Annotated in this window: 17 protein-coding genes; 9 read left to right on the top strand and 8 right to left on the bottom strand. The window is 66.5% G+C overall.

Translation table 11 applies throughout. The features are described 5' to 3' along the window. Nucleotide 1: 1 nt before the first annotated feature. Complete coding sequence (locus WG898_RS07280; RefSeq protein ID WP_339602089.1) at nt 2–976, bottom strand: MBL fold metallo-hydrolase; 975 nt, start codon at nt 974–976, stop codon at nt 2–4. Between the two features lie 162 nt (nt 977–1138). On the opposite strand from WG898_RS07280, the gene WG898_RS07285 reads away from it, so the two are divergent. From WG898_RS07285 to WG898_RS07325, 9 genes are all read left to right on the top strand, one after another. After that, nucleotides 1139–2278, top strand: coding sequence for a sensor histidine kinase (locus WG898_RS07285; RefSeq protein ID WP_339602090.1), 1140 nt, complete (start codon nt 1139–1141; stop codon nt 2276–2278). Next, nucleotides 2275–3057 (top strand): LytR/AlgR family response regulator transcription factor, encoded by a 783-nt coding sequence (locus WG898_RS07290; protein ID WP_339602091.1) that lies wholly within the window; start codon nt 2275–2277, stop codon nt 3055–3057. Before WG898_RS07285 ends, WG898_RS07290 begins: the two co-directional genes overlap by 4 nt. Before the next feature lie 91 nt (nt 3058–3148). Beyond that, nucleotides 3149–3484: a cupredoxin domain-containing protein gene (locus WG898_RS07295; RefSeq protein WP_339602092.1), complete on the top strand. Its 336-nt coding sequence runs from the start codon at nt 3149–3151 to the stop codon at nt 3482–3484. Nucleotides 3485–3496: 12 nt separating this feature from the next. Beyond that, nucleotides 3497–4318 (top strand): FTR1 family iron permease, encoded by an 822-nt coding sequence (locus WG898_RS07300; RefSeq protein WP_339602093.1) that lies wholly within the window; start codon nt 3497–3499, stop codon nt 4316–4318. Between the two features lie 54 nt (nt 4319–4372). After that, the gene (locus tag WG898_RS07305; protein WP_339602094.1) at nt 4373–5131 is read left to right on the top strand and encodes a hypothetical protein; all 759 of its coding nucleotides are present in this window, start codon (nt 4373–4375) and stop codon (nt 5129–5131) included. Between the two features lie 390 nt (nt 5132–5521). Next, nucleotides 5522–6325 carry a PEP-CTERM sorting domain-containing protein gene (locus WG898_RS07310; protein ID WP_339602095.1) on the top strand — a complete coding sequence of 268 codons (804 nt, stop codon included), beginning with the start codon at nt 5522–5524 and terminating at the stop codon, nt 6323–6325. Between the two features lie 87 nt (nt 6326–6412). Continuing rightward, complete coding sequence (locus WG898_RS07315; RefSeq protein ID WP_339602096.1) at nt 6413–8743, top strand: CehA/McbA family metallohydrolase; 2331 nt, start codon at nt 6413–6415, stop codon at nt 8741–8743. Nucleotides 8744–8755: 12 nt separating this feature from the next. Further along, a complete protein-coding gene (locus tag WG898_RS07320; protein ID WP_339602097.1) occupies nt 8756–9415 on the top strand; it encodes an NF038129 family PEP-CTERM protein in 660 nt (219 codons plus the stop codon). A gap of 82 nt (nt 9416–9497) precedes the next feature. Then, nucleotides 9498–10283 carry an Lcl domain-containing protein gene (locus WG898_RS07325; RefSeq protein WP_339602098.1) on the top strand — a complete coding sequence of 262 codons (786 nt, stop codon included), beginning with the start codon at nt 9498–9500 and terminating at the stop codon, nt 10281–10283. Nucleotides 10284–10301: 18 nt separating this feature from the next. On the opposite strand, the gene WG898_RS07330 is transcribed toward WG898_RS07325, so the two are convergent. From WG898_RS07330 to aotJ, 7 genes are all read right to left on the bottom strand, one after another. Next, nucleotides 10302–11990 (bottom strand): ABC transporter substrate-binding protein, encoded by a 1689-nt coding sequence (locus WG898_RS07330; RefSeq protein WP_339602261.1) that lies wholly within the window; start codon nt 11988–11990, stop codon nt 10302–10304. A 59-nt stretch (nt 11991–12049) separates the two neighbouring features. Then, a complete protein-coding gene (locus tag WG898_RS07335; RefSeq protein WP_339602099.1) occupies nt 12050–12823 on the bottom strand; it encodes a transporter substrate-binding domain-containing protein in 774 nt (257 codons plus the stop codon). Between the two features lie 61 nt (nt 12824–12884). Beyond that, nucleotides 12885–13652, bottom strand: coding sequence for an ABC transporter ATP-binding protein (locus tag WG898_RS07340; protein ID WP_339602100.1), 768 nt, complete (start codon nt 13650–13652; stop codon nt 12885–12887). Between the two features lie 2 nt (nt 13653–13654). Further along, entirely contained in the window at nt 13655–14785 is a 1131-nt protein-coding gene (locus WG898_RS07345; RefSeq protein WP_339602101.1) for a succinylglutamate desuccinylase/aspartoacylase family protein, read from the bottom strand. Between the two features lie 10 nt (nt 14786–14795). Continuing rightward, on the bottom strand, nt 14796–15482 hold the full coding sequence (locus WG898_RS07350; protein ID WP_339602102.1) for an ABC transporter permease: 687 nt from the start codon (nt 15480–15482) through the stop codon (nt 14796–14798). After that, the gene (locus WG898_RS07355; RefSeq protein WP_339602103.1) at nt 15482–16174 is read right to left on the bottom strand and encodes an ABC transporter permease; all 693 of its coding nucleotides are present in this window, start codon (nt 16172–16174) and stop codon (nt 15482–15484) included. Before WG898_RS07355 ends, WG898_RS07350 begins: the two co-directional genes overlap by 1 nt. Then, on the bottom strand, nt 16175–16960 hold the full coding sequence (gene aotJ / locus WG898_RS07360; protein ID WP_339602104.1) for an L-arginine-binding protein AotJ: 786 nt from the start codon (nt 16958–16960) through the stop codon (nt 16175–16177). Nucleotides 16961–16990: the final 30 nt, after the last annotated feature.

Consider the following 16990-nt stretch of genomic DNA (forward strand, 5'->3'; position numbering starts at 1 on the left):
TTCAGGGTTTGGTGGGGGAGGGCATGGCGGCGTAGTCAACGGGCACCCAGATGTAGTTGGGCCCCAGCGAACGCAGCCGGCCTATGCCGGGGAAGGAAAAATGCGCGCCGGCAATCAGCTCACCGCTGTGTGCGGCGGCGGCGTATTCCTGGCGGCGCATGGCGATGCCCTGGGCGGCGTCCTTCTCGCCCGGGGGCACGGCGTCGGGCAGCTCGAACTGCACCTTGTCGTTGACGACGAAGTCGCCCCAGAACTGCAGGCGCTGGCCGCGGCTCTCGATGATGTAGAAGCTGTGGCCCTCGGTATGGCCGTAGCGGGCCACGGCGCGCAGCTCGGGCGAGAAGCGGGTGTCGCCGTCAAAGGGCTGGTAGCGCTTGGCGGCGATATAGGGTGCGAGCTTGGCCACGATGGCCTGCGCCGTCTTGTTGCCCTTGGCCGCGGCGACCTGCCATTGCGGCAGCTCATGGGCGTCGGCATGTACCACGGCATTGGGGAAGGCGCGCTGCTCGCCCTCGGCCAGGCCGAAGACATGGTCGGGGTGCATATGGGTGATGTAGACATCGTCCACCTGCTCCGGCGCATAGCCGGCTGCCTTCAGGTTGCCGAACAGCTGGCCGTAGCCGGCCATGCTGCTGCCGCGGCCGCCGGCGTCGATCAGGATCAGCTTCTTGCCGGTGTTGACCAGAAAGGCGATGGTGGAGAAATCATTACCGGGCTGCGCCTGGGTGCGCTGGCGCAGGCTCGTCTTCTGCTCGGCGCTGAGGGCCGGAAACAGCTCGTCGATGGCCTCGGGCCAAGGGTCGTTGGCATCCAGCAGCGCGGTCACTTCCAGCTCGCCCACCATCAGGCGGTAAAAGCCTGGCGCCTGGGTTTTGGCCATGGGCGCGGCGGCCTGGGCGGCGGGCAAGGTGGCGGCCAGCGCCAGCATCAGCAGGCCGCGGCGGGGCCAGTCAAAGAGGTCACGAAGCAGGCGCATGAGACGAGGGGGCCGGGGCGGCCGGGTGCTAAGGGATGGCGGCAGTATGGGCAGGTGGCGCCGAGCAATCGAGGCCTGTGGTACGAGTGCGGTCGGGCGTGATGCGAATGCGTTTGGGCTTGAGCGATCATGTGGCCTGCGCCCCCAAGCCGTTCCAAAGCCATGCCTTCGCTACAGCAAGCCCCCGCCTCGACGATGGCCGCGCGCGCCGCGCCAGCCACGGTCCTGCGCGTGCTGCTGGTGAACCTGCTGGTCTGGGGCCTGATCTGCAGCCTGGGCGCGGCGGGCGACTACCGCGACGGCGTGCTGAGCGGCGGCGCCGCCGACTTCCCGCGCGTCTGGCGCGCCTGGCTGAATGCGCATGTGCCGCTATTCGTGCTGAGCGTGGCCCTGATGCTGCTGCTGCCGCGCAGCGGCGAGCGCTTCACCGGCGGGCGCGCCATCGCTGTGCTGTATGCGGCGCTGGCGCTGCTTTTCTTTCCGCTGCACATGGCCTACACCGCGCTACCGGGCTGGCTGGCGCGCGGCGGCGGGCAGGGCCTGATCGCCTATGTGCTGCAGCGTGACAACTTCACCTGGTTTCTCGAGTTCGCCTGGTTCAGCGGCACTTATGCGGTGGTGATGGCCATCCATATCTGGCGGCTGGGTCAGCAGCGTGCCGCCGAGCTGCAGGCCTCGCGCGAGGCCAATCTGGTGCTGGAACTGGCGCTGGAGCGGCAACGCCTGCAGGGCATGCGCCAGCAGCTGGAGCCGCATTTCATCTTCAATGCGCTCAACAGCATCAGCGCGCTGGTGCGCAGCAACGAGCAGCCGGTGGCGCTGGAGGGCATTGCCAGCCTGAGCGCGCTGCTGCGCTATGCCTTGAAGGCCAGTGCCCAGGATGCCGTCTGCCTGGGCGACGAGATCGCCTTCTGCCAGGACTACCTGGACCTGCAACAGTTGCGTTATGGCGCGCGGCTGCAGGTCGCCTTCGAGGGCCTCAGCCCGGAGGTCGAGCGCATCGAAGTGCCGCCCTTGCTGCTGCAGCCGCTGATCGAGAACGCGCTGCGCCACGATCTGGACCGGCATGCCGGCACGACCCGGCTGACGCTGCACTTCGAACTCGACGGCGCGCGGCTGCGCATGCGCGTCCGCAACACGCTGGGCGAGCGCGGCCCGGCCAATGCCGGCCTGGGCCTGGGCCTCGCGCATGCCCGCGAGCGGCTGGCCTTGATGTATGGTTCAGCGGCGCTGCTGGAGACCGACGAGACCGCCACAAGTTTCGAGGTTTGCATCGAATTAGCGGCCGGCAGCGCCCTATGACAAGCTCTGCCCGCACGATAGCCGCCCTCGTCGTCGACGACGAGGAGCTCGGCCGGCGCAATCTCTGCCTGGCACTGGCCGAGCAGCCGCGCTGGCAGGTGCTGGCCCAGGCGCCCAGCATGGCGGCCGCACTGGAGGCGCTGCGCGCGCAGCCCGAGATCGAGGTGGTGTTCCTGGACATCCGCATGCCGCATGGCTCGGGCCTGGATCTGGCGCGTGCGCTTGCCGGCCTGGAGCGGCCGCCCTGGATCGTCTTCGTCACCGCCTTCGATGCGCATGCGATCGAGGCCTTTGATCTGCACGCGCTCGACTACATCCTCAAGCCCTTCAGCCGCCGGCGGCTGGAAAAGGCGCTGGCCCATGTCGAGCAGATGGTGCGGCTGCGCCAGCAGAGCGCTTTTGCCGGCGCGCTGCGCAGCTATGTCGAGGATTCGCAGCGCAGCCCGGTCCGCCCGTACTGGAGCACGGTCAGCATCCGCTCGGTGGGGCGTATCGAGGTCGTGTCGCTGGACGAGGTGCTGCGCATCGAGGCCCAGGGCAATTACGCGGCGCTGCACCTGGCCGGCCGCGAGCTGCTGCTGCGCGCCCCGATGGCGCGGCTGGAACAGCATCTCGACCCGGCGGTGTTTCTGCGCGTGCATCGCGGCAGCATCGTGCGCCGCGAGCAGATGCAGTCCTTGCAGAGCCTGGCCAGCGGCAGCTACGAGCTGACGCTGCGCGACGGGGCGCGGGTGGCCGTGAGCGAGCGCTATGTGGCGGCGGTGAAGGCAGCACTTTGATCTGCGGCAAGCTTGCAGGCATTGCTGAACTCAATGCGAATCAATCGCATTAAAATCAAGCGCATCACTGACTGCCACCGCAACGCCAACCATGCTGCCTGCTCGCTTCCTGACTCCCTTCCTGCTGGCTCTGGCCATCGTGGGCTCGCCGGCACAGGCGGCCGACCCCGAGCTGCTGCTGGTCATCAAGAACCATCGCTTCGAACCCGCCGAGCTCAAGGTGCCGGCGGGTCAGCGCGTGAAGCTGGTGGTGCACAACCAGGACAGCACGCCCGAAGAGTTCGAGAGCCACAGCCTGAACCGCGAGAAGGTCATCCCGGGCGGGGCCAAGGCGACCATCTATATCGGGCCGCTCAAGCCTGGCCAATATGGTTTCTTTGGCGAGTACAACCCCGGCACGGCCAAGGGCACCGTGGTGGCCGAGTAGGCGGCGAAGACCATGTTCTCGGCTACCCTGATCGTGTTTCGTGAGTCGTTGGAAGCTGCCCTGTTCGTGGGCATCGTGGCAGCGGCCACGCGCCAGATGGCGGGCCGCACGCGCTGGCTGGGCGCCGGCGTGGCGCTGGGGGTGCTGGGCGCGGTGTTGCTGGCGCTGCTGGCCGAGCGCATCAGCGGCCTGTTCGACGGGCTCGGTCAGGACCTGGTCAATGTCGGCGTGCTGTCGCTGGCGCTGCTGATGTTGTTGTGGCATTGCATCTGGGTGAGCTTCCATAGCCGCGAGTTCGCGGCCGAGGCGCGTCAGCTCGGCGAGTCGGTGCAGCAGCGGCAGGGGCGGCCCTGGCCCTTGCTGGTGGCGGTGGCGCTGGCGGTGCTGCGAGAGGGCGCCGAGACGGTGTTGTTCGTGGCCGGCTCGGTCACCGGCGATGCCGCGGCGTCGACGCAGCAGGTGCTGCTGTCGTCCCTGCTGGGCCTGGTGCTCGGTGCCTTGCTGGGTTTCATCATGTATGCCGGCCTGGCCAGAATCCCGGCGCGGCGCTTGTTTGCCGTAACCAATTACTTGATCGCCCTGCTGGCAGGCTCCATCGCCAGCCAGCTGGCGCGCGCCCTCAGCCAGGCGGGCCTGCTGGAGGTCTGGGTCACGCCGCTGTGGGATTCGTCGTCCTGGCTGGCGCCGGATTCCTCGCTGGGCACGCTGGCACATGCCTTGGTGGGCTATGACGCCCAGCCCTCGGGCGCCCAGCTGGCCTCCTATCTGGCCGTGCTGGCGCTGATCTATGCCGGCAGCAAGGCGCTGCAACTGCGCGCCGCTGCGGCGCCTTGAGTCGCGCCGCCAGCCGCCTCTGACTTCTCTCTCTCTTTCAATCCCCTAGGACTCATGATGATGCAATCTGCCCTGCGGGCAGGGGCCTTGGCTGCCCTTGCCATTTCCACTCTCTGTGCGCCCAGCCTGGTGAAGGCGGGCCCGTCGGACTATGTGCTGACCCCTATCGTCGAAGAAGGCGAGCGCGAGATCGACTTCAAGGCCGGTACCGCCAAGTCGCGTGACGGCGAGCGTGAAAGCAAGTATTCGCTGGGCTTCGGCTGGGGCGTGAACAGCCGCTGGTTCAGCGAGTTCTATGTGCTCTGGCACAAGGAAGCCGGCGAGAAGTTTGGCTTTGACGCCTGGGAGTGGGAGAACAAGTTCCAGCTGACCGAAACCGGCAAGTACCCGGTGGACCTGGGTTTTCTGCTCGAGATCGAGCGCCCCAAGGACCGCAGCGAGGGCTATGAGCTGCGCTGGGGCCCGCTGCTCCAGGCCGACCTGAGCAGCAGCCTGCAGGCTAATCTGAACCTGCTGTGGGGCAAGCATGTCCGCGTCAGCGAAGGCCAGGGCACGCAGCTGAGCTACCAATGGCAGCTCAAGCAGCGCTGGCAGCCCGAGCTGGAGTACGGCCTGCAGGGCTTTGGTGAACTCGGCGCCTGGCGCCATTGGGCCCCTGCGGCCGAGCAAAGCCATGTGGCCGGCCCGGCGCTGTTTGGCAAGGTCCGCGTGGGCGCGCACCAGGCCATCAAGTACAACGCCGGCCTCTTGTTCGGCCTGAACCAGGCCTCACCGCGCACCACCTTGCGCCTGCAGGCCGAATACGAGTTCTGAGCGAGCGCTGGTCCCAGCTTGGCGCGCAGGCCATTCCATGCAGCTTCATGTTCGCATGGCGTCAGGGTTTGCGCGCCCCCTTACCTGCGGGGAACAAGCGCCAAGTCACGGAACTGACACGCTCAAACAGGCGTCGAGTCGCTATGCTCGCCCGCAGCGAAGCGGCAGCCGACGCGTGTGTTCCATTCGTCCCGCTGACTGTTTTGCCGTGCGAATTGCAGTCTGTTCGCACAGCACCGGGTAGCCGAGCACCATGCTTTGACTGCCCACATTTTTTCCTGGATGCGCAAACGTTTTTGTGCAATTGCCAAACGTTTGCGAGCGCGACTGGAGGGCTGAGCCCGACCTGTGGCGTCCGAGTCTTGTGTTCCAACCGACCGAGGGATCCTTATGCTGAACTTCAAATCCACCACCTCGCTGGGCGCGATGTCTGCTTTCGCGGCGGCCATGCTCGTGCTGGCACCGGCACAGGCCGCCATCAGCGTGGGCAGCAATGCCTTTAGCTACAGCCAGTCGTTCGACTCGCTGGCAAGCACCGGCAGCGCCAACGCCTGGGCGAATGACTCCACGCTGGCCGGCTGGAGCTTGTTCAACACCAATCTGAGCGCCGCCTCCGCCTATCTGGCGGACGACGGTGCCAGCAATGCAGGCAAGTTCCGCAGCTTCGGTGCGGCAGCGTCGAGCGAGCGCGCGCTGGGCGGGGTCGGTTCGGGCTCGCTGTCGGGCTGGATCGCCGTGGCCTTCAACAATGCCACCGGACATGATCTGAGCGGCTTCAAGATCGGCTTCGATGGCGAACAGTGGCGCAACGGTGGCAACGCCACGGCCCAAAGCATGGTGCTGCAGTATGGCTTCGGCGCGAGTTTCGCCACGGTGTCCAACTGGGTCACCCCCGGCGGCAGCTTTGACTGGACCTCGCCGGTGGCCACCATCACCGCCGCAAAGGTAGACGGCAATGCCGCGGGGCTGCAGGCGGCGCGTGGCGGCGTGGTGAACACGAATTGGGCGGCAGGCAGCACGCTGTGGGTGCGCTGGGCAGAGAACAACGACGCCGGCAATGACCATGGCCTGGCCATCGACAACCTCAGCCTGAACGTGATCGCTCCGGCGGTGCCCGAACCCAGCAGCTACGCGCTGTTGCTGGCCGGCCTGGGCATGGTGGGCTTTGTGGCCCGCCGCCGCCGTTCGAACTGATAGCCCGACGAGCTGGCATGCCTGCCTGTGCGGGCATGCGGCTCCGTCCGACCATCTCGCTCTCTAGCCGGAATGACCATCACAACCATGCCTAGCCACTCGCTCAAACTCGTACCTCGCGCCATCGTGCTGCTGGCCGCGCTCTCGGCCGCGGGCCTGGCCATCGGCGGCGCCATCAGCCCCGATCACCAGGAGTTCGAAGCCACCCTGCATGTGCCCTATCGCGCCGATGCCACGGCCATCGCCGAGGCACGCAGCTTCACGCTGCGCTTCGAGTACCCACAGGTGGAACGTACCCAGACCGTCTCCTGGCGCCTGGAGTTGCTGGACCCAGCCGGCGCCCTGGTGCAGCGCTGGTATGGGGTGGAGACCCTGGTCAAGGGCGAGATCGCGGTGCAGGTCGATTGGGCCGGCCGGCAAAATGGCATGGCTGCGGCCGATGGCGTCTACCAGGTTCGCCTGCATGCCAGCTCGGCCGACGCGCATGGTCAGCTGCCCAGCGTGGGCCTGATGGAGGATTTCGTCGAGGCCAGCCTGAATGCCCCCGGTGCCGAAGTGATTGAGCAGGCCTGGGACATGCATGTGGGCGTGCTCACGCCGCTGCCCATGCCGGCCTTCAAGCCGCTGGCCACGTCCAGCAGCAAGGCCGCAGCCAGCGCCAGGCTGGGTCAGCGCAAGGCACTGGCCGCGCCGACAAGCAATGGCCTGCCGTATACGGTCTACCTGGGCAACCTGCACAGCCAGACGGGGCACAGCGACGGTGGCGGCATCATCGGCGCCTGCACCGGCGAGAACCCGCCGCAGTCGAACATGGCGCGTGGCCCGAAGGAAGCCTATCTGTATGCGATGCAGCGCGGCCTCGACATCCTGGTGACCTCCGAGCACAACCATATGTTCGACGGCTCGACCGGCACCAACGCCGCCCAGACCCCCAGCTATGCCAAGGACCTGTACAAGGCCGGTCTGGCCGAGGCCGCCGCCTTTAATGCCGCCAACCCGAACTTCCTGGGTGTGTACGGCATGGAGTGGGGCACCATCAGCGGCGGTGGCCACCTCAACATCTTCAATGCCAACGAGCTGCTGGGCTGGGAATACAACGCCAAGAACGAGCTGCTGGCCGATACCTATACCGAGAAGAACATCGCCGACAAGCTCTACACCTTGATGGCGCAGCGTGGCTGGGTGGGGCAGTTCAATCATCCGTCCAGCAGCGGCCAGTACCTGGTGAACGGCGTGGCGCTGGGCCATACCGACGATGGCGAGAAGGCGATGGCCCTGTGCGAGGTGATGAATACGCCCGCCTTCTCCAACACCACCAACGAGTCCGACAACGGCAACAGCGGCTATGAGGGGGCCTGCAAAAAGGCGCTGGAGGCCGGCTTCAAGGTGGCTTTTTCAACCAACCAGGACAACCACTGCGCCAACTGGGGTGCGTCCTCCACCAATCGCACCGGCATCCTGATCCCGAACGGCGTGCCCCTGAGCAAGGACGCCTTCATCGAGGCGCTGAAGGCGCGTCGCGTCTTTGCCACCATGGACAAGAGCTCGCAACTGGTGCTGACCGCCAACGGTCATCTGATGGGCGAGACCTTCACCAATGCAGGACCGCTCAACCTGCTTGCCAACTATGCGCCCGGCGCCGGCAAGGCGGCCGCGACGGTGAAGATCTACGAGGGCGTGCCCAAGCGCAACGGCACGGTCACGGAGTTCTCGAGCTCGGCGGTCAACAACTTCACGCCCACGCTGGGCGAGCATTTCTACTACGCCAAGGTCACGCAGACCGACGGCAAGATCCTCTGGTCGGCGCCGATCTGGGTCAAGCAGGTGGCCGACACCGTGGCGCCGCAAGTCAGCGCCTCGGTCGGCGGCGGCAGCGGGCAGATCACGCTCGCCGCCGAGGCCAGTGATAACGTCGGTGTGACGCGGGTCGAATTCAGCGTGGACGGTCAGCTCAAGGGCAGCAGCAGCCAGGCACCCTATGCGCTCAAGCTGGATTCCAAATCGCTCGCCAACGGCAGCCACACGCTGGTGGCCATGGCCTATGACGCTGCCGGCAATGCTGGCGCCTCGGCCGGCGTGGGCTTCTTGGTGGCGAACGCCATCGACGTCAGCAGCGCGGTGCGCGTGCAGAGCTCGGGTCTGGTGTTGAACCGCGCCACCCAGCGCTTCAACGGCACGGTCACGCTCACCAATACGGGTAGCGAAGCATTGGCCGGCCCGCTGCAGCTGCAGCTCGACGGCCTGCCCGCGGGCGTGAGTCTGTTCAATGCCAGCGGCAGCCACGACGGCTCGCCCTATCTCACCGCCACGACGGGCAAGCTGGCGGTGGGGGCCAGCGTCAGCGTGCCGGTCAGCTTCGGCAATCCGAACAAGATTGCCATCGGCTACGGCAGCAAGATCTACTCCGGTTCGTTCTAAGGACAGCACATCATGATTGGCAAGACTTCCTTATCGGCCTTGCGCCACACGCTGCTGGTGCTGGCGATGGCAGGCGCCAGCGCCATCGCCAGCGCGGCCACCACCAGCTACCACGCCGTGATCGACACCACCGGCCTGGCCGGCGGTGGCTGGCTCGACATCCAGTTCAATCCCGGCAGCTTGCCGGCGCCGGGGGCGACGGCCACGCTGACGCATTTCAGCGGTGCATTCGGCAGCGACTTCGAGCTCGTCGGCGGCAGCGGCAATCTGGCCGGCGGCATCACGCTCAGCAATGCCCTGCAGTTCAACGACCTGTTCCACGCGCTCAACCTGGGCGGCAAGATCAGCTTCGACGTGAGCTTTGACGGTGCCTTCGCCAGTACGCCAGGCCAGGTGGGCACGACCTTCTCGGTCGGGCTGCTTGCGGCCGACCAGAGCAGCTATCTGGGTCGCCCGGGATGCAATGCCGCGCTTGGCGACAACTGCAGCCTGTTCCAGATCGAGCTGACGCCGCCCAGCGGTCTGTCGCCCTCCAGCCTGAGTCTGAGCTTGCCTGCCGGCAGCATCGCCAGCGTGGCGGCGGCGGTGCCCGAGCCACAGAGCTACCTGCTGATGCTGGCGGGCTTGGGCCTTGTCGGCCTGGTCGGACGCAGACGCTCGAAGGTGGGCTGATCGCATTCGCTGCCCTGGGGCAAGCCCCGGGGCTTGCCGGCAATGCTCTGCGTTAGCATGCGCGCTGCATTGTGGAGGAACCATGTACAAGAATAAGCAAACTGGCCATGCTGCGGCCATGGTGAAGCACGGTCTGGGCGCCTGCCTGGCCCTGGCGGCGCTGGGTGCGCAGGCCAGCCTGCAGGGGCGCGATCTGGACCCCTCGCAGGCCGGCTTCGAGGCCTATTACGACACCGAACTCAAGATCACCTGGTTGGCCGATCTGGGCTTTATCACGCATTCCGGCTTTGATGCCGACGGCAAGGTGAGCTGGGCGCGCGCGCAGAGCTGGATTGCCGGCCTCAACGCCAGCAAGCTCTATGGCTACGACAACTGGCGCCTGCCCAAGGTGACGCCGGTGAACGGCAGCTTCTTCCAGTACGGTCAGACCAATAACGGCAGCACCGATGTGGGCGTGGCGGCCACCGGCCGGGGTTGGGGCAAGGCCTCCGAGATGGGGCATCTGTACTACGTGACGCTGGGCAACAAGGGCTCTTGCGAACCCACCGCCCTGGGCAATGACGTCTGCATCGCCCCGCCGGATTGGCAGCAGAAAAATACCGGACCCTTCACCGGCCAGCAGACCTTTGTCTACTGGTCTGGCAGCGGCGTGCCGGGTGCGGCCAACCAGGACCTGGCCTGGTACTTCTATGCCTACAACGGCAACCAGGCGGTGTGGAACAAGAGCGCCGAGTACTCGGCACTGGCGGTGCGCGACGGCGATGTGCTGAGCGCCGTTCCCGAGTCTTCAAGCCTGGTGCTGATGCTGGCCGGCCTGAGCCTGCTGGCGCTGCGGCGCCGGCGGCTTGCAGCTACTGCGCAGCCCTGAGACGGCCGCACCGCCCCACTATTTGCTGTCGCCGCCGTCCTTCCACAGCCGCAGCAACTGCTCGTAGGCGATGGTGCGGCCCGGCGGTTTCTCCTGGGCCAGGCGCCGCTTGGGACCATCCGGCCGCCCCAGCCAGTAGGCGGGATCGCGCTTGGCGGCCAATTGCGGCGCGCAGCTGGCCATGCCGCGGTTCTGCAGATTCAGCAGCACCCGGTCCATGGCCTCGGCAAGTGCGTCCATGGTCTGCTGCGGGCTGCGCTTGCCGCTGCTGGCATCGCCGATGTGTTGCCACCAGAGCTCGGCCATGGTGGGGTAGTCGGGCACATTCGGGCCGGTCGGGGTCCAGTAGATGCGCGAGGGGCTGCGGTAGAACTCCACCAGGCCGCCCAGGCGTGGCGCGAGGTGGCTCATGGCTTCGGAGCGGATGTCGGACTCGCGCACAAAGGTCAGGCCGGTGATGCTCTTCTTCAGCGACACCGTCTTGGCCACGGTGAACTGCGCATACAGCCAGGCCATCTGAAGCTTTGGCAGCGGGCTTGCCTTCAACAGGGTCCAGGCGCCCACATCCTGGTAGCCGCGTTGCATGCCGGGCTCCCAATACGCCCCATGCGGCGAGGGCGCGACACGCCACTTGGGTCTGCCGTCCGGATGATTCACCGGCAGCCCCGGTTTGGACATGGCCGCGGTGAAGGCGGTGTACCAGAAGATCTGCTGGGCGATCCGACCCTGACCGGGGATGGGGCCGGCCTGGTTGAAGTCCATCGCGGTGGCCTCGGGCGGGGCATAGTTCCTGAGCCAATGCAGATAGCGATCGAGCGCGTAGACGGCGGCCGGGCTGTTGGTGCCGCCGCCGCGTGCCACCGAGGCGCCCACCGGCCGGCAACCGTCCACCCGGATGCCCCACTCGTCCACCGGCACGCCGTTCGGATAGCCCGGGCTGCCCTGGCCCGCCATGGACAGCCAGGCGTCGGTGAAACGCCAGCCCAGCGAGGGGTCGCGCTTGCCATAGTCCATATGGCCCCACACCGGCTGACCATCCAGCTCCTTCACATGCCGGGTGAAGAACTCTGCAATGTCCTCGTAGGCCGACCAGTTCAGCGGTACGCCCAGGGCATAGCCATAGATCTGCGCAAAGCGTGCCTGCAGATCGGTGCGGCTGAACCAGTCGTGGCGAAACCAGTAGAGGTTGGCGAACTGCTGGTCGGGCAACTGGTAAAGGTCGCCGCTGGGCGAGGTGGTGAAGGCCAGTCCGATGAAGTCCTTCAGGTCCAGCGTGGGCAGGGTCACGGCGCGGCCGGCGCCACGCATCCAGTCGCTCAGGATCAGGGTCTTGTCCATGCGCATATGGGTGCCGATGAGGTCGCTGTCGCTCACAAAGCCGTCGTAGCGCGCAGCACCGCCCTCCATCTGGGCCTTGAGTTGGCGCACCACATCGCCCTCGGGCCAGGTCTCATGGCTGACCGTGATGCCGGTGATGTCGGCGAAGGCGCGTGCCAGCACGCGCGACTCGTAGACATGGGTGTCGATGATTTCGGACAGCACCCGGATGCCCTGTCCGCGAAACGGTGCGGCGGCGCGCGCAAACCATTCCAGCTCGGCCTTTTGCGCAGCCGGGCTCAGGGTGCTGGGCTGAAATTCGGGCAGCCATTTGGCAATGGCCGCCTGCTGCTGGCGCGGCAGGTCCTCGGCCTGTGCAGGCGACTCCATGGCGGCCGCGCCGGCCCAGCAGAGAAGGCAGGCCATCGGCTTGCTGAGCTTCTTGATCATCATGGTTCCGGCGCCTTCACCATCTCGGGACTCAGGCCATAGCGGCTCAGAATTTCCAGATAGACCTGGCTGTGCTTGAAGGCAGTTAGGCGCCGGCTGAAGTCGCGGCTCAATGCGCCGTCGTGCCCGCTCTGTCGGCTGAAGGCGAGGTAGAGCCGGCTGCTCGACAGGGTGGCGCCGTCGCGCGCGATGCGCTCGGTGAGGCCTTGCTGCTCGCTCAGGTAGACACCCACGGCCACATCGACCAGGGCCAGGTCCACTCGGCCGGCCAACAGCATGCGCAGGCTTTGCTCAGGGTTGAGGGCCGGCTCGCGCCTGAAGTAGGGGGCGGCCATGAAGTCTGCGGCATAGCTGCGGCCCTGCAGCACGGCCACCGATTTGCCCTTCAGGGTGAACAGACCATCGTAGACAAAAGGCTTGGCGCGCAGAAAGTAGAGCGCCGCACGGGTGCCCGACAAGGGTTCGTCGGGAAAGTCCAGAAAGCTCTCGCGCTCGATCAGCGCGCCGCGCCCCACACCCAGCAGGCCGTCCACCCGCCCGGCCCGGGCCTCCAGCAGCGCGCGGCGCCATGGCATGATCTCCAGGCGGGTCCGGTAGCCCATGGCGCGCAGCAACTGCTCGCAGACCTCGTAGTCGAAGCCGCGCGGCTGGCCTTGCAGCATGAACACATGGGGCGGAAAGGCCTCGGCGGCCAGCACCAGGGTGCGCGGCGGCGCGCCGGCGCAGGCAATGCCTGCCAGCAAACCGACCAGCAGCCCGCACAGCCACCGCATGATTGCACCCCTTGCGTCGCTTCGGTGCATCTTAGTGGCGCTTGCGGCGCCACCGTCGTGGCTACTTCAGCCCGCCGCTCAGGAAGGCCTTCAGCCGCTCGCTCTGCGGCCGGGCCAGCACCTCGCGCGGGTCGCCTTCCTCCTCGACCCGACCCTGGTGCAGGAACAGGGTGTGGTTGGAGACCTCGCGGGCAAAGCCCATTTCGTGGGTCACCACAATCATGGTACGACCCTCGGCGGCGAGGTCGCGCATCACCTTCAGCACCTCGCCCACCAGTTCGGGGTCGAGCGCCGAGGTGGGCTCGTCGAACAGCATCACCTCGGGTTCCACCGCCAGCGCGCGCGCAATCGCCACGCGCTGCTGCTCGCCGCCCGAGAGCTGGGCAGGGTAGACGTCCTTGCGGTGCGACACGCCCACGCGCGCCAGCAGCGCCTCGGCCTTCTCGACGGCCTCGACCTTGGGCACGCCCAGCACATGCACCGGCGCCTCGATGACGTTTTCCAGCACGGTGCGGTGGCCCCAGAGGTTGAAGTTCTGGAACACCATCGCCAGCCGGGCGCGCCAGAGCTGCAGCTGGCGGGCGTCGGCGGCCTTGAGGCTGCCGTCGCGGTCGCGCACCAGCTTGAGCTCCTCGTCGCGCAGGAAGAGCTGGCCCTCCCAGGGCTGTTCCAGCAGGTTCAGGCAGCGCAAAAAGGTGCTCTTGCCCGAGCCGCTGGACCCGATCAGGGTGACCACATCGCCCTTCTTGGTGTCGAGCGAGACGCCCTTGAGCACCTCGCGCTCGCCATAGCGCTTGTGCAGATTGATGACGCGCAGACTGCTGGTCATGTTCAGGCTCCCAACAGCTTGCCGGTGCGCATCGCCTCACGCCCCGCGACCTTGGCAGCACTTGCGCCCGCCGTGATGAAGCGCAGGCTTTCGCGCGCGAACATCAGGCCGTCCACCGGCGCCGTCAGCTCGGTGCAGCGGGCACTCAAGGGGTCGATCACATGCGCGATCACCTCGCCCTGTTTGACCACCGTGCCGGGTTCGCGCAGATGCACCAGCACGCCCGCCACCGGCGATTTCACCGACATGCAGCCGGCCAGCGGACGCGCGTCGCCCAGCGCCGCGGGCATGGGCGGCACCAGGCCGCTGATGAGGCCGCGGTAGGACAGGAAGTCGAGTATGTTCTGTGCGTCGCGGCCGGCCAGTTCATGCGTCACATCGACCTGGCCGCGCAGCTCCACCGTGACCGCCAGGCAGGCCTGCGGGATGGGGAAGCGGCCGGCGAACTGCTGGTCCCACTTCCACCAGACCTGGGAGCAGGCTTCGTCAAAGGGGTTGTCGCCGGCGTCGGTGGCCAAGAGCGTCAACGCCGAGCCAAGATAACGCTGCAGTGGCTCGCATTGCTCCCAGCAAGGTGTCTCGGTATAGAGATGCATGACGGCCTGGGCGTCGCAGTGCAGGTCCAGCACGATGTCGGCATCGCAGGAGAGCGCCATCAGGGTGCGGCGCAGCGACTGCAGCTCGGTGGCCACCGGTGCGCCGGCCACCGCTTTCTGCAGCTCGCGGCGCAGCACGCGCACATTGTGGGCGGCGTCCTGGTTCAGCTCGGGCTCGGCCGCGGCCGCGGCCTGGGCGATCTGGTCGGGGTAATGGCGGTTGAAGTTCTCGCCCGAGAGCAGCTCGAAGCGGCCCTGCGGGCCTTGCAGCAGCCATTGCGAGAGGCCGATCGGATTGGCCATCGGCACCAGCACGATCTCGCCCTGCAGGCGGCCGGCCGCCTCCAGCGCATCGAGCCGCTGGCGCAGATGGTGGGCGGTGAGCATGCCGGGCAGCTCATCGGCATGCAGCGAGGCCTGGATATAGGCCTTCTTGTGACCATTCTGTCCGCTGCCCGGCGTGCCGTAGTGCAGGGAGACGAGCTCGCGCTGGGTGCCGGGGGCGGGCGCGAGCAGCGCATGTTTCTGGATTTGCATAGGGACTTTTCTAGCGCGGCATGAGGGGCTTGAGCCAGCGCGCCTCGGCCTTGTGGAACAGCGCCACCAGCACCAGGGTCATCAGGAAGTAGAAGACCGCGGCGCTGATGAAGGCCTCGAAGGGCATGTAGTAGGTGGAGTTGACCTGGCGGGCCGCGCCGGTCAGGTCCAGGATGGTGACGATGCTGGCCAGCGAGGTGCCGTGCAGCATGAAGATGGCCTCGTTGCTATAGGCCGGCAGCGAGCGACGCAGCGCCGATGGCAGCACGATGCGGCGGAACAGCACCCAGCGGCTCATGCCCAGGGACTTGGCGGCCTCGATCTCGCCATGCGGCAGGGCACGGATGCTGCCGGCAATGATCTCCACCGTGTAGGCGCAGGTGTTGAGCACAAAGCTCAGACAGGCGCAGAACCAGGCCGAGCTGAGGTAGGGCCAGAGCGCGCTCTGCTGCACCCATTCGAACTGCGCCAGACCGTAATAGATCAGGAACAGCTGCACCAGCATCGGCGTGCCGCGGAACACATAGGTGTAGAACCACACCGGGCGCCAGATCCAGGGGTTGGGCAGGCTGCGCAGCACCGCCAGCGGCACCGCCAGCAGCAGGCCCAGGGTGAGCGAGATCACCAGCAGCTCGAAGGTGGTGAGCGCGCCGCTCAGGTAGAGCGGCAGGTTTTCGAGAATGGTGTCGAGATCCATCAGAGCACACCCTTGCGCACGCCCACCGAGAAGCGCTGTTGCAGCCAGTCGAACAGCAACTCGGAGGCGCTGGTGAAGAGCAGGTAGATCAGCGCCACGGCGCTGTAGAACACAAAGGGCTCCTTGGTGGTGCCGGCGGCCTGCGAGCCGCGCGTCATCAGGTCGTGCAGGCCAATCACCGAGACGATGGCGGTGCTCTTGACCAGCACCAGCCAGTTGTTCGAGAGGCCCGGCAGCGCATGCCGGAACATCTGTGGGAAGGTGATGCGCCAGGCGATCTGCCAGGGCGTCATTCCATAGGCCAGCCCCGCTTCACGCTGACCCGGAGGCACCGCGAGAAACGCGCCCCGAAAGGCTTCGGTGAGGTAGGCGCCGAAGATGAAACCGATGGTCAGCACGCCGGCCAGATAGGGATCGACGTCGATGCCTTCATCGCGGCCCATCAGTTCGGAGATGCGGTTCACCGCCACCTGGCCACCGTAGAAGACGAGCAACATCAACACCAGATCGGGTACGCCGCGTATCAGGGTGGTGTAGCCATAGGCCAGGGCCTTGGGCAAGCGCCATTTCGACAGCTTGGCCAAGGCGCCCAGCAATCCCAGCACCATGGCGATGCCGAGGGAACTCAAGGCCACGCCCAGCGTGACCAGGGTTCCATCCAGCAGGCTGGGCAGAAAGCCGTGCAGAAACATTTACTTGGCAGACAGGTCGTACTCGAAGTATTTGTCGTTCAACTTCTTGAACGTGCCATTGGCCTGGATGGCGGCAATGGCGTCGTTGAACTTCTTGCCCAGGACCTTCTCGTCGGCCTTGCGCATGCCCACGCCCGAGCCGGTGCCGAAGTACTTCACGTCGGTGAAGCTGGGACCCACGAAGGCGAAGCCCTTGCCGGCCGGGGTCTTGATGAAGCCCTGGTCGATGGCGACCAGATCGGCCACGGTGGTGTCGATGCGGCCCGACTTCAGGTCCAGGAAGACCTGGTCCTGGGTGGCGTAGCGCACGATCTCGCTTTGCTTGAAGGTCTCGGCGGCGAACTTCTCGTGGATGGTGGCGCGCTGTACGCCGATCTTCTTGCCCTTCAGGCCGGCGGCGCTGATCTCCAGCTTGGCATCGGCCTTGGCGGCAAAGCGCGCCGGGGTGTTGTAGTAGGGCTTGGAGAAGGCGATCGCCTTCTTGCGCTCGTCGGTGATGGACATCGAGGCGATGATGGCGTCGATCTTCTTGGCCTGCAGGGCCGGGATCAGGCCGTCGAAGTCCTGCTGCACCAGCACGCACTCGGCCTTCATTTCGGCGCAATAGGCCAGGGCCAGGTCGATCTCAAAGCCCTTGAGCTTGCCGTCCGGACCCACTTCGCTGAAGGGAGGGTAGGCGCCTTCCACACCGATGCGTATCTTCTTCCACTCGGGGGCTTGGGCGGTGGCGACACCGAAGCTCAGTGAGGCCAGGGCGGCCAGCGCGATCAGATGACGTCGTTGCATGTAGTCGACTCCTCGATGAATGAAAGAGAA

The organism is Paucibacter soli (assembly GCF_037482845.1).
GTDB lineage: Bacteria > Pseudomonadota > Gammaproteobacteria > Burkholderiales > Burkholderiaceae_C > Paucibacter_B > Paucibacter_B soli.